11 protein-coding genes are annotated in these 12289 nt (G+C 55.1%); 8 read left to right on the forward strand and 3 right to left on the reverse strand.

Annotation, left to right across the window (positions count from 1 at the left end; genetic code table 11):
• Window positions 1-137 precede the first annotated feature (137 nt).
• The 3 genes from ACMGG3_RS17130 (at window position 138) to ACMGG3_RS17140 (ending at window position 4325) form a co-directional block, all read left to right on the forward strand.
• Window positions 138-980, forward strand: coding sequence for a 23S rRNA (adenine(2030)-N(6))-methyltransferase RlmJ (locus ACMGG3_RS17130; protein WP_020884500.1), 843 nt, complete (start codon window positions 138-140; stop codon window positions 978-980).
• A 71-nt stretch (window positions 981-1051) separates the two neighbouring features.
• On the forward strand, window positions 1052-2404 hold the full coding sequence (gene gorA, locus ACMGG3_RS17135; protein ID WP_014172073.1) for a glutathione-disulfide reductase: 1353 nt from the start codon (window positions 1052-1054) through the stop codon (window positions 2402-2404).
• Between the two features lie 271 nt (window positions 2405-2675).
• Window positions 2676-4325 carry an alpha,alpha-trehalase gene (locus tag ACMGG3_RS17140; protein ID WP_414149330.1) on the forward strand — a complete coding sequence of 550 codons (1650 nt, stop codon included), beginning with the start codon at window positions 2676-2678 and terminating at the stop codon, window positions 4323-4325.
• Window positions 4326-4385: 60 nt separating this feature from the next.
• Here the strand turns inward: ACMGG3_RS17140 and ACMGG3_RS17145 are convergent, their stop codons facing one another.
• Window positions 4386-5975: an STY4199 family HEPN domain-containing protein gene (locus ACMGG3_RS17145; protein ID WP_032679187.1), complete on the reverse strand. Its 1590-nt coding sequence runs from the start codon at window positions 5973-5975 to the stop codon at window positions 4386-4388.
• Window positions 5976-6123: 148 nt separating this feature from the next.
• Here ACMGG3_RS17145 and ACMGG3_RS17150 point away from each other — a divergent pair, with 148 nt between their 5' ends.
• Window positions 6124-6663: a GNAT family N-acetyltransferase gene (locus tag ACMGG3_RS17150; protein ID WP_414149331.1), complete on the forward strand. Its 540-nt coding sequence runs from the start codon at window positions 6124-6126 to the stop codon at window positions 6661-6663.
• Between the two features lie 71 nt (window positions 6664-6734).
• Window positions 6735-7073 (forward strand): lysozyme, encoded by a 339-nt coding sequence (locus ACMGG3_RS17155; RefSeq protein WP_014172077.1) that lies wholly within the window; start codon window positions 6735-6737, stop codon window positions 7071-7073.
• Here the strand turns inward: ACMGG3_RS17155 and ACMGG3_RS17160 are convergent.
• Complete coding sequence (locus ACMGG3_RS17160; RefSeq protein WP_079231591.1) at window positions 7052-7654, reverse strand: response regulator transcription factor; 603 nt, start codon at window positions 7652-7654, stop codon at window positions 7052-7054. The two genes, ACMGG3_RS17155 and ACMGG3_RS17160, sit on opposite strands and share 22 nt — an antisense overlap.
• Before the next feature lie 173 nt (window positions 7655-7827).
• Complete coding sequence (locus ACMGG3_RS17165) at window positions 7828-8586, reverse strand: SDR family NAD(P)-dependent oxidoreductase (protein WP_121340489.1); 759 nt, start codon at window positions 8584-8586, stop codon at window positions 7828-7830.
• Window positions 8587-8705: 119 nt separating this feature from the next.
• Here ACMGG3_RS17165 and ACMGG3_RS17170 point away from each other — a divergent pair, with 119 nt between their 5' ends.
• The 3 genes from ACMGG3_RS17170 (at window position 8706) to ACMGG3_RS17180 (ending at window position 12265) form a co-directional block, all read left to right on the forward strand.
• Window positions 8706-9605, forward strand: coding sequence for a LysR family transcriptional regulator (locus ACMGG3_RS17170; protein WP_414149332.1), 900 nt, complete (start codon window positions 8706-8708; stop codon window positions 9603-9605).
• A gap of 50 nt (window positions 9606-9655) precedes the next feature.
• Window positions 9656-10681, forward strand: a complete 1026-nt coding sequence (gene yhjD, locus ACMGG3_RS17175) for an inner membrane protein YhjD (RefSeq protein WP_020884492.1) — start codon at window positions 9656-9658, stop codon at window positions 10679-10681.
• Window positions 10682-10942: 261 nt separating this feature from the next.
• A complete protein-coding gene (locus tag ACMGG3_RS17180; RefSeq protein ID WP_014172082.1) occupies window positions 10943-12265 on the forward strand; it encodes an MFS transporter in 1323 nt (440 codons plus the stop codon).
• Window positions 12266-12289: the final 24 nt, after the last annotated feature.

A 12289-nucleotide genomic window follows, 5' to 3' on the forward strand; every position in this document is an offset into this window, starting at 1 on the left:
GTAGAGGATTTCAATGCCAGACGTTGCGCTTTCGCGGCAGGATAAACTTTTCTGTATACTGTGGCGATACGCTCTATTTTTGCCCGATGGCGCTACGCTTATCAGGCCTACGTTTACTACCTGGAACACAATCATTCATGCTCAGTTATCGCCACAGCTTTCACGCAGGCAACCACGCCGACGTCCTTAAACACACCGTTCAGAGCCTGATCATTGAATCACTTAAAGAGAAAGATAAACCGTTTCTCTATCTGGACACCCACGCGGGCGCGGGACGTTATCAGCTGAGCGGCGAACATGCCGAGCGCACCGGAGAATACCTGGAAGGGATCGCCCGCATCTGGCAGCAGGACGACCTGCCGGCAGAGCTGGAGCCCTACATTGGTGTGGTGAATCATTTTAACCGCAACGGCCAGCTGCGCTACTACCCTGGCTCGCCGTTGATTGCCCGCCAGCTGCTGCGCGAGCAGGACAGCCTTCAGCTGACCGAGCTGCACCCAAGCGACTTCCCGCTGCTGCGTTCTGAATTCCAGAAAGACAGCCGCGCCCGTGTGGAAAAGGCGGATGGCTACCAGCAGCTGAAGGCCAAACTGCCGCCGGTATCCCGTCGCGGTCTGGTGCTGATCGACCCGCCTTATGAGATCAAAACCGATTATCAGGCGGTAGTGAGCGGTATTAACGACGGCTACAAACGCTTTGCGACGGGCACCTATGCCCTGTGGTATCCGGTGGTGCTGCGTGCGCAAATTAAACGCATGATCAAAGACCTGGAAGCGACCGGTATCCGCAAAATTCTGCAAATTGAACTGGCCGTGCGCCCGGACAGCGACCAGCGCGGCATGACCGCTTCCGGCATGATTGTGATCAACCCGCCATGGAAGCTCGAAGCGCAGATGAACAACGTGCTGCCGTGGCTGCACAAGACGCTGGTGCCGGCCGGAACGGGCCATGCCACCGTCAGTTGGATCGTGCCGGAGTAATCGCAGTCATCGGTGGAAACTATTGATTTCAGGTATACAATCGCGGCAATTCACGATTAAGGATAAAAGCTATGACTAAGCATTATGACTACATCGCAATCGGCGGCGGCAGCGGCGGCATCGCCTCCATCAACCGCGCGGCCATGTATGGCCAGAAATGTGCGCTGATCGAAGCCAAAGCGCTGGGCGGCACCTGCGTCAACGTGGGTTGTGTACCGAAGAAAGTGATGTGGCATGCGGCCCAAATCCGTGAAGCAATCCATATGTATGGCCCGGATTACGGCTTTGACACCACCATCAATAACTTTGACTGGAACAAGCTGATCGCCAGCCGTACAGCCTATATCGACCGTATTCATACCTCGTACGACAATGTGCTGGGCAAGAACAACGTCGATGTTATTCATGGTTTTGCGCGCTTTGTTGATGCGAAGACGATCGACGTTAACGGTGAGACGATCACTGCCGATCACATCCTGATCGCGACCGGCGGGCGTCCGAGCCACCCGGATATTCCCGGTGTGGAATACGGTATCGACTCCGACGGTTTCTTCGAGCTGCCTGCTCTGCCAGAACGTGTTGCCGTGGTGGGCGCGGGATACATCGCCGTAGAACTGGCCGGTGTGATTAATGGCCTGGGCGCAGAAACGCACCTGTTCGTGCGTAAACACGCGCCGCTGCGCAACTTTGACCCGCTGATCGTCGATACGCTGGTCGAAGTGATGAATACCGAAGGCCCAACGCTGCACACCCACGCCGTGCCAAAAGCGGTCGTGAAAAATGCAGACGGTAGCCTGACGCTTGAGCTGGAAGATGGCCGTAGCCAGACCGTGGATTGCCTGATCTGGGCGATTGGTCGTGAACCGGCTAACGACAACTTCAACCTGGCGGCGACGGGCGTTAAAACCGATGAGAAAGGGTATATCGTTGTCGATAAATTCCAGAACACCAGCGTTCCGGGCATTTACGCGGTGGGCGATAACACCGGTGCGGTCGAACTGACGCCGGTTGCGGTTGCCGCGGGCCGTCGCCTCTCTGAGCGTCTGTTTAACAACAAACCGGAAGAGCATCTGGACTACAGTAACATTCCGACCGTGGTCTTCAGCCACCCGCCAATCGGCACAGTGGGCTTAACAGAACCTCAGGCGCGCGAGCAGTATGGCGACGACCAGGTGAAAGTGTATAAATCCGCGTTCACCGCGATGTATACCGCCGTCACCTCTCACCGTCAGCCATGCCGCATGAAGCTGGTCTGCGTGGGTCCGGAAGAGAAGATTGTCGGTATCCACGGCATTGGCTTTGGCATGGACGAGATCCTGCAGGGCTTCGCCGTGGCGTTGAAAATGGGTGCCACCAAGAAAGACTTCGATAACACCGTTGCGATCCACCCGACAGCGGCCGAAGAATTTGTCACCATGCGTTAAGCAAAATGCCCCTCTGCGGAGGGGCGTTTGTTTCAGACATAAATCGTTGCACAACGAATGCTCTGAATTATTTGCCCCATAAATCTGTCTAAAAATCCATTTTAGTCTTTATTTTTCAGGCACTTGATGTTTTAACTCCGCAAATACCCCGCGCTTAAAAACGTGATCAACCGCACATTTCCCTCAGCCAACACCGAAGCGAATGTCTACGCTTATAAGACGCCCGGAAAAAACTGTTATTTTGAACACACAACCGGAGGTCCTTATCGCCATGTTCAACCAGAAACTACAGGCTGCCGAGAACATCGAGTTCGAGATTGCAGAAGAGCTGCGCTACGAGACCGATCCCTGCGAGTTAAAACTGGATGAAATGATTGAGGCGGAGCCGGAACCCGAAATGATTGAGGGGCTACCCGCCTCTGATGCTCTGACGCCCGCCGATCGCTATCTGGAACTGTTCGAGCACGTGCAGTCGACACGTCTGTTTGCGGACAGCAAAACCTTCCCCGACTGTGCCCCGAAGATGGATCCTCTGGATATTCTGATCCGCTATCGCAAGGTCAGGCGCCACCGGGATTTCGACCTGCGCCGGTTCGTGGAGAACCACTTCTGGCTGCCAGAGACCTATACCACGGAATATGTCTCCGACCCCGGCCTGTCGCTAAAAGAGCACATTGACAGCCTGTGGCCCGTGCTGACGCGCGAGCCGCAGGACCACATCCCCTGGTCTTCTCTGCTGGCGCTGCCGCAGGCCTATATCGTGCCCGGCGGGCGTTTTAGTGAGACCTATTACTGGGATTCCTACTTCTCTATGCTGGGTCTGGCAGAGAGCGGACGTAACGATCTGCTGAAATGTATGGCGGATAACTTCGCGTGGTTGATTGAACGCTACGGCCATATCCCGAACGGTAACCGTACCTATTATCTCAGCCGCTCCCAGCCGCCGGTATTTGCCCTGATGGTAGAGCTGTTTGAAGAGGATGGTGTGCGCGGTGCAAAGCGCTACCTTGAACACCTCAAAATGGAGCATGCCTTCTGGATGGACGGGGCGGAATCGCTGCTGCTTAATCAGGCCTATCGCAGCGCGGTGCGTATGCCGGATGGCTCGCTGTTAAACCGCTACTGGGACGACCGTGACACGCCGCGCGATGAATCATGGATTGAGGATGTGGAAACCGCCCGTCACTCTGGCCGTCCGCCGAATGAGGTTTATCGCGATTTGCGCGCAGGCGCGGCCTCCGGCTGGGATTACTCCTCGCGCTGGCTGCGGGAGCCTGGCCGACTTGCCAGCATCCGCACCACGCAATTTATCCCTATCGATTTGAACGCGTTCCTGTTCAAGCTGGAAAGCGCGATCGCCAATATTTCGGCATCGAAAGGGGATAAAGAGACCGCGGAACTGTTCCGCCAGAAAGCCAGCGATCGCCGCGCCGCGGTGAACCGGTATCTGTGGGATGACGAGAATGGCTGTTACCGTGACTACGACTGGCGCCGCGAGGTCATGGCGCTGTTCTCAGCGGCGAGCATTGTGCCGCTGTACGTTGGCATGGCGACCCACGAGCAGGCTGAACGCTTGTCTGATGCGGTAAAAGCACGTCTGCTGACGCCGGGCGGGATTCTGGCCACCGAGTACGAGACCGGCGAGCAGTGGGATAAACCCAACGGCTGGGCACCGCTGCAGTGGATGGCGATTCAGGGCTTCAAACAGTACGGCAATGACTCGCTGGGCGATGAGATTTCCTGGAGCTGGCTGCAGACGGTGAATCATTTCTATAAAGCCCACCATAAGGTGATTGAGAAATATCACATCGCCAGCAGTACGCCGCGCGAAGGGGGCGGGGGTGAGTACCCGCTGCAGGATGGCTTCGGCTGGACTAACGGCGTGGTACGGCGGTTGATTGGGTTGTATGGGGAGCCGTGACCTTCTGCGGTCTGATGCCCGTATCCATCCCTCTCCTCCCGGGAGAGGGAGAAGACAGGATTAACGAATCACTTCATAAATGGCGGTCTGGATGGACTGCCATTTTTTTGTGGTGGCATCCGGCTGTGATTGTGCCCGACGCGTCGCCAAATCCAGATCATGCTGCTGGCGCTTCACCACGGCAGGCACGGTGCAAAACGCCTTCAGATACTGTTTACGCATTGACGTCAGGGACTCGCCATTCGACATGGCATGGCTGAGCGTGTTGATAAAGCGCCGGCACGGCTTCTGTTCCACCATGTTCTGTCGGTAGCGCAACATCAGCTCCAGAACGTCGTCATAGTCAGCCGACATCGCCTCTTCCGTCCAGGAGAGCTTCCAGTCCATCCCTCCCTGCAAAAACAGCAGTGCCACCCGGGTATCATTGCGGTTAATCGCCGAGCGGAAATTATTCTCGTCCCAGGTCACGCCCATGCGCGACAGCGTCTCGCGCGAGGAGGGGGTTTCGCGCATCTCCTGAGGCTGGGCCGTTTCTGCAACGTTCCCGGCTGCAGGCTGGGGTTTACTGCTGGTTACCAGCCAGAAGCCGCCCGCCACAATGGCAATCACCATCACGCCAACCGCCCCCCATAACGCGCCGGAAATAAGCTGCTCACGCTGTTCTGGCGTGCGCGGTGCGCGCTGGGTCGGTTTTTCAATCGTGTCACGAACCTCAAAGAGATCCCCGCCGGTCACACGATCCATTTTCTGCGCCTTTTCCCAGAAAGCATGCAGCTCGCTGGCATCCACCGCCATCAGTCCGGCCGGGTTGACACGGGTTCTCCCCTCTTCAAAAGCACGTTGAACCGGTCGGGTGATCTGCGTGTAGTAGTTATCCAGCAGCTGGATTTGCGCCGAACTTAACGCTTTCTGCACGGTAATATTGTTGCGGATTTGCCGAATATCATCGAGGAAGGTTTGCAGGGTTTTCCGCGGTTCCACCATCAGCGTGAGCATTGACGGATCGCTAAACAGCGAGGCGTAGTAGCGGCTGAACTCTTTTTTATCCACCAGCATCTGTGCCAGCTCACTGAACATCATGCCGCTCAGCACATCATTGATGTCACCAAGCTTCAGCCAGCGCCGCACGCGGTCCGCGTTAAACAGGGTTTTAAGATGGTTATTCAGCCGCACCTGATCGGGCCAGGCCTGCTGGATCAGCCCTTTTATCATCAACTCAATCGTACGCACCTGCTTGTGCGCCTGTTGTTGCTGGAGTTCACTGCCTGGCGCCACTTCGGTGCTGTAGGTCAGAAGAGGCTGCTGCAAACGAAGGTGCTCCAGCGTGGTCACAAACCGCATCGCGGCAATCAGCTGGTTTTCACTGACATCCTGACCGCTTTCGTACTGAGGAACACGCTGCTGAAGCAGACGCAATTGCAGCGTGAATTCGGACATCTCCGCGTCATTCAAATTGAGCGTCTTCGCAACCGCATTCCAGCCCCCCAGGCCTAAACGCGCGCTGTCCAGTTGTTCCAGAAACCAGCGTGGATCTTTTCCCTCAGAAACATGTACATTCAGGAGAAGTAAAATTTCAACCGAGGCCTGGCGAATAACCGCCAGACAGTGTTCGAACTGTTCGCGGATAGGGTGTGCTGTGCTGAGAGTCATTGTTTTCCTTAAGCGACAACGAAGACAACCAGAATGGGCCCGTAATGGCCGTTTTTCTTTTTATTTATACGAGGTTAACCATACCTGACTTTCTGTTGAAATAAAGTGACACCACGAAAATCATTTTAAATGTTTCAGGAGAATCTGAATGCCTGTCTTAACGACATCGCGTCTTATCTGTTCACCGCTGCAAGACCATGACTGGCCCTTTTTCCTGGCGTTGCAGCACGACCCCGAGGTGATGCGTTTTGTCGCGGAAGATCGCCCCGTGGAGGCGATCCGCGAGGCGTTCGACTCTCGTCTGACGCCCTGGACGCCGGGCAGCACGCACTGGCTTTGCCTCGTTGTGCGTGACGCCACCTCCGGCGTACCGCTCGGCGTCACCGGTTATATTCATCGCGATGACGATTGCGCGGAAGTGGGTTTTCTTTTTGCACCTGCGGCCCAGGGGAAAGGTTACGGCTTCGAATCGCTGCAGGCGCTGTGCGGTTACGCCTTTCATCAGGGCGGCATCCGCCGCCTCACCGCCACCGTCACGGCGGGGAATATCGCCTCCAGACGCCTGCTAGAAAAAACGGGCTTTCGTCTGGAAGGCGAGTTACGCGAGAGTTATTACCTTGGCGGACAATGGCATAATGACTGGCTGTTCGGTTTATTGAAGCAGGAATATCTCAGCAATCATTCCTGATCTATAGCCATTTGGCGGATATTTCGCGTGCGTCGTTTCCTCTACAATATTGCCATTAAGAGGAAACGAATATGAAAGGTCATGCGCTGAAGATATCTTCTGCCGCCATTGCGTTAATAAAAAAACACCAGGGGCTTTCTCTGGAGAAATATCGTGATGAAAACGGTTTATGGGTTATTGGCTATGGCCATGTTATTCGCCAGGGCGAATGTTTTCAGCGTCTTATCACGCCGCTACAGGCTGAATATTTACTTCACGATGATATTCAGCTGTGCGAAACGCTGCTGCGGGAAAAATTTAAACGCCCGTTAACCCAACAGCAGCACGACGCGCTGGTGTTGATGATGCTCAGTTTCGGTGAGACGACCTCACTCCCGACCGCAATTCTTCAGGCCGTCGCCCGGGTATAGTACATCGCGGCCTGGGTTCTGTTTTTCACCTCCAGGCGGCGGAAAAGCGCTTCCAGGTGCGCTTTCACCGTGGCGGCGCTGATGTTGAGATTGCGCCCGATCTCTTTGTTGGACTCCCCCGCCGCCAGTAACTTCAGGACTTCGCGCTGGCGTTCGCTTAAGGATAATAACGCCTGCGGCGCCGACGGTTGCCTCACCCACTCACCGGGGAAGCACACCATTCCTCGGGAGACCGAATCCAGCACTGCGGAAAAGCGCTCCGGGTGCGCATTGCGGGGAACAATGGCCATCACGTTTCGCTGCAGCAATTGCTCAACCCAGCGGGCCTCTTTTTTAGCCAGAACCATTACCACGCGTATCGTCGGAAAACGCTGCATGATCGCTTCCAGCCAGGCGATCCCCTCATCCTCAATTAAATTCCCGTCAATCATGACGATAGCCGTGGGTGACGCTGAAATTTGCGCCCGTAAATCTTCTGCCTGACAGCTTCCCGTAATATTTATTTCCGGAATTAATTTCTGAAGACTGTGTATCGCTCCGTGAATAAACAGGGACTGCCTGTCAAACATAATTACCCGCATCGTTTTTCTCCCTCTGAGAGTCGCGAAGGGAGATTCTACAGAGGCATTATTTAAGAAAAAACTCAATGAACGGAGACGTTACAAATCCACCAGTGTTATTTATATCTCCCAGTATCTGGACACATTCAATTTGAGGATTTCCTTAAGAGGTTCCATCCCCTTAAGCGAAGGCATCACAGGAACATACCGCCTGATACTTCAATACGCTGCGCATTCATCCAGCCCAGTTTATCGCTGAGCAGCGCCGCAATGGCATCACCGATATCATCCGGCAGCCCTACGCGCCCGAGCGCCGTCTGCGATGCCAGCATCTGGTTAAGCTGCGCGTTGTCACGCACGCGTCCGCCGCCAAAGTCGGTTTCTATCGCACCGGGAGCAATGATATTGACGGAGATACCGCGCGCACCCAGCTCTTTCGCCTGGTAGCGGGTCAGCACTTCCATCGCCCCTTTCATTGCCGCATAGGTGCCGGAACCGGGTTGCGTAAAACGGGCCAGCCCGCTGGAGACGTTCAGGATCCGCCCACCGTCGTTCAGCAAGGGAAGCAAACGCTGCGTCAGGAAAAAAGGCCCTTTGAAATGGATATTCAGTGCCTCATCAAACTGGGCTTCCGTTGTCTCAGCATAGGGCGCGTACAAGCCCGTCCCGGCGTTGTTTAATAAATAATCAAAGGTTTCACGCTGCCATACGGTATTAAGGATTTCCTGAAGCTGAGCGGCAAAAAGGTCGAAACTTGCAACATCTCCGACGTTGAGCTGCAATGCTGCCGCGTTAACGCCTTTTTGCTGAATTTCGCGCACAACATCCAGCGCGTCCTGTTGGCTTCGGTTATAGGTCAGGATAATTCCCGTTCCGTCTGCTGCGAGCTTCAACGCCGCGTTTTTACCCAGACCACGGCTACCACCTGTGACTAATGCAATACGTTCAGACATAAGAAACCTCGTTTTGACTGTTGTGGAGATTGAGAAAGAGCTTATTAGGTGATAGAAAATCAATAAAGATGTCGCAGAGCGCTTCACTGTTTCAATTGCAACAACAATGAGCTTCGTCTATGGATAAAATTCACGCAATGCAGCTGTTTGTTCGTGTCGCGGAACTGGAGAATTTTTCCCGGGCGGCGGAGTCACTGACGCTGCCGAAAGGCAGTGTTTCGCGGCAAATTCAGGCGCTGGAAAACCGACTGGGAACCCAGCTATTGCACCGAACCACGCGTCGCGTAAGCCTGACGCAGGACGGCATGGTGTATTACGAGCGGGCAAAAGATCTTCTGACAAACCTGGATGAACTGGACGGTATGTTCCAGCATGACCCCTCCACCATCAGCGGTCGGTTACGCGTGGATATGCCCGTCAGCGTTGCTCGAAATTTAGTCATCCCCAAACTGCCTGCTTTTCTGCAGCAATATCCGGGCATCGAGCTGGAACTTAGCAGCAGCGATCGCCTGGTGGATGTTATTCGTGAAGGGTTTGATTGTGTGGTACGCGTCGGCGCGCTCAAAGACTCGGGACTTATCGCCCGCCCGCTGGGCAAGCTGTCGGTGATTAACTGCGCCAGCCCGGATTATGTCACGCGTTTTGGCTATCCGGAAACGCTGGAAGATTTGGGTTCACACGCCGTCATTCACTATGCCGCCACGCTGGGAACACGTCCCCAGGGCTTTGAATTTTATAACGGCACGTCGACGCAGTGGGTGAAGACGGGCGGGGTCTTAACCGTCAACAGCACAGAAACGTATCAGGCGGCGTGCATCGCCGGACTGGGTATTATCCAGGTGCCGCGCGTTGGCGTGCGTGACGCTCTGCGCACCAGGAAGTTGATTGAAGTTCTCCCGCAGTACCGGGCGGAACCGATGCCGGTATCGCTGATTTATCCCCACCGGCGCAACCTCTCCCGTCGGGTACATCTGTTTATGGAGTGGCTGACTGCACTCACAAAAGCTTACGTGGATTAGTCGCAAGCTATAATTCAATAACATCCAGCCAAACGAAAAGGAAAAGTCGCGTGACGCCGGAAAACAACCCGCAACGACCTACCCAACATTTAGATTACGAACCCATCCAGAAGATGGAAACCGGGCCCGAAGAAGTAAAAATGCCAGGCACCGCCAGCAAAGCGCTGGGGACTGTCACCAGCCTGGCAGAGCGGATACAGCAGTTCCCCATGATTGCGCACCTGATACGCGCGACAGAGCGGTTTAATGACCGCATGGGTAACCAGTTTGGGGCTGCCATCACCTATTTCTCTTTTTTATCGATGATCCCGATCCTGATGGTGTCTTTTGCCGCAGCCGGTTTTGTGCTCGCGTCACACCCAACGCTGCTGCAGGATATCTTCAATAAAATCCTGAATAACGTCAGTGATCCGACCCTCGCCACCACGCTCAAAAACACCATTAATACCGCCGTACAGCAACGTACGACGGTCGGTATCGTCGGTCTATTGATTGCCCTTTACTCCGGGATTAACTGGATGGGCAACCTCCGCGAGGCCATTCGTGCCCAGTCGCGTGAGGTGTGGGAGCGTAAGCCTCAGGACCAGGAGAAAATCTGGGTTAAGTATCTTCGCGACTTTGTTTCGCTGATTGGCCTGCTCGTCGCGCTGATTGTGACGCTCTCCATCACCTCTGTCGCCGGTTCGGCGCAGCAGATGATTATCTCTGCGCTCTATCTGGATTACATCGAGTGGCTGAAGCCCGCGTGGCGCGGCATTGGACTGGCTATTTCCATCTTCGCCAACTATCTGCTGTTCTTCTGGATCTTCTGGCGCTTGCCCCGCCATCGTCCGCGTAAAAAGGCGCTGATCCGCGGCACATTGATTGCGGCGATAGGCTTTGAAGTGATCAAAATTGTGATGACTTACACTCTGCCATCGCTGGTGAAATCCCCTTCTGGCGCGGCGTTTGGCTCGGTGCTGGGGCTGATGGCGTTCTTCTACTTCTTCGCCCGCCTGACCTTGTTCTGCGCGGCATGGATTGCCACCGCCGAGTACAAAGACGACCCGCGAATGCCGGGTAAAACACACCGATAACGTCTCTCCCGGGCTGAAACTTCAGCCCGATTCATCATTTCAGCATATAAATCCAGTCCGTAACTTTTATTTAACCAAAAACCAGTTTTATCAGCTGATATCTGAAAACTGTGAAGCATTTCATAGAAGTGTTTTGTCTGGCCTGAACATTATCCGCTTTTTGTTGCTTTTATCACCAGCGCGCGGCTTTGTTACAGATTGAAATGTCGCTTTTGCTGTGCGTAATATGGCCTTTCGTCCGACTAAAAATAAGAAAATATTATGCAAGCAACAGCCACAACACTCGACTCCGGTGCGGAAACCGCGCCGGTTAACTCGCGAAACAAAGTTGTCGTCGCCTCGCTGATTGGCACCGCCATTGAGTTCTTCGACTTTTACATTTATGCCACCGCAGCGGTCATTGTCTTCCCGCATATTTTCTTCCCGCAGGGTGACCCGACGGCAGCCACGCTGCAGTCTCTGGCTACCTTTGCGATCGCGTTTGTTGCGCGTCCGATTGGCTCTGCCCTGTTTGGACACTTTGGCGATCGCATCGGCCGTAAGGTCACGCTGGTGGCCTCGCTGCTGACGATGGGGATCTCCACCGTCGCTATCGGCTTGCTGCCTACCTACGAAACCATTGGTATTCTGGCCCCGATGCTGCTGGCGCTGGCGCGTTTTGGTCAGGGTCTGGGGCTGGGCGGTGAATGGGGTGGTGCGGCGCTGCTGGCCACGGAGAACGCACCGGCACGCAAACGCGCGCTGTACGGTTCATTCCCGCAGCTTGGCGCACCGATTGGCTTCTTCTTTGCGAACGGGACTTTCCTGCTGCTCTCCTGGCTGCTGACGGACGAACAGTTCATGAGCTGGGGCTGGCGTATTCCGTTCGTCTTCTCCGCCGTGCTGGTGCTGATTGGCCTGTATGTCCGCGTGTCACTTCACGAAACGCCGGTTTTCGCTAAAGTTGCCGCCGCGAAAAAACAGGTAAAAGTGCCGCTGGGTACGCTGCTGACTAAACACGTCCGCGTGACGGTACTGGGCACGTTTATCATGCTCGCGACCTACACGCTGTTCTATATCATGACGGTCTATTCAATGACGTTCAGCACCGCCGCCGCGCCGGTTGGGCTCGGCCTGCCGCGTAACGAAGTGCTGTGGATGTTGATGATGGCGGTCATTGGGTTTGGCGTCATGGTGCCGATTGCCGGCCTGCTGGCGGATAAGTTTGGTCGTCGCTCAAGCATGATTGTTATCACCACGCTGATCATTCTGTTTGCCCTGTTCGTCTTCCCGCCGCTGCTGGGTTCAGGTAGCCCTGCGCTGGTCATGGCGTACCTGCTCATTGGTCTGAGCCTGATGGGCCTGACCTTCGGCCCGATGGGCGCGCTGCTGCCAGAGCTGTTCCCGACGGAAGTGCGTTATACCGGCGCGTCGTTCTCCTATAACGTTGCCTCTATTCTGGGTGCGTCCGTTGCGCCTTATATCGCCACCTGGCTGCAGGCAAATTATGGCCTGTTCTACGTGGGCGTTTACCTGGCCGCCATGGCAGCGTTGACGCTGATTGCCCTGCTGCTGACCCACGAGACGAAGCACCAGTCTCTGTAATTCACCGCGGCCTGATACCCTCTC

This window comes from Enterobacter sp. BNK-18 (assembly GCF_047456135.1).
GTDB classification, from domain to species: domain Bacteria; phylum Pseudomonadota; class Gammaproteobacteria; order Enterobacterales; family Enterobacteriaceae; genus Enterobacter; species Enterobacter ludwigii.

Bases quoted from the DNA above. Each gene is read 5' to 3' on its own strand.
- ACMGG3_RS17130 (WP_020884500.1), top strand. From the start codon at position 138: ATGCTCAGTTATCGCCACAGCTTTCACGCAGGCAACCACGCCGACGTC.
- gorA (WP_014172073.1), top strand. From the start codon at position 1,052: ATGACTAAGCATTATGACTACATCGCAATCGGCGGCGGCAGCGGCGGC.
- ACMGG3_RS17140 (WP_414149330.1), top strand. From the start codon at position 2,676: ATGTTCAACCAGAAACTACAGGCTGCCGAGAACATCGAGTTCGAGATT.
- ACMGG3_RS17145 (WP_032679187.1), bottom strand. From the start codon at position 5,975: ATGACTCTCAGCACAGCACACCCTATCCGCGAACAGTTCGAACACTGT.
- ACMGG3_RS17150 (WP_414149331.1), top strand. From the start codon at position 6,124: ATGCCTGTCTTAACGACATCGCGTCTTATCTGTTCACCGCTGCAAGAC.
- ACMGG3_RS17155 (WP_014172077.1), top strand. From the start codon at position 6,735: ATGAAAGGTCATGCGCTGAAGATATCTTCTGCCGCCATTGCGTTAATA.
- ACMGG3_RS17160 (WP_079231591.1), bottom strand. From the start codon at position 7,654: ATGCGGGTAATTATGTTTGACAGGCAGTCCCTGTTTATTCACGGAGCG.
- ACMGG3_RS17165 (WP_121340489.1), bottom strand. From the start codon at position 8,586: ATGTCTGAACGTATTGCATTAGTCACAGGTGGTAGCCGTGGTCTGGGT.
- ACMGG3_RS17170 (WP_414149332.1), top strand. From the start codon at position 8,706: ATGGATAAAATTCACGCAATGCAGCTGTTTGTTCGTGTCGCGGAACTG.
- ACMGG3_RS17180 (WP_014172082.1), top strand. From the start codon at position 10,943: ATGCAAGCAACAGCCACAACACTCGACTCCGGTGCGGAAACCGCGCCG.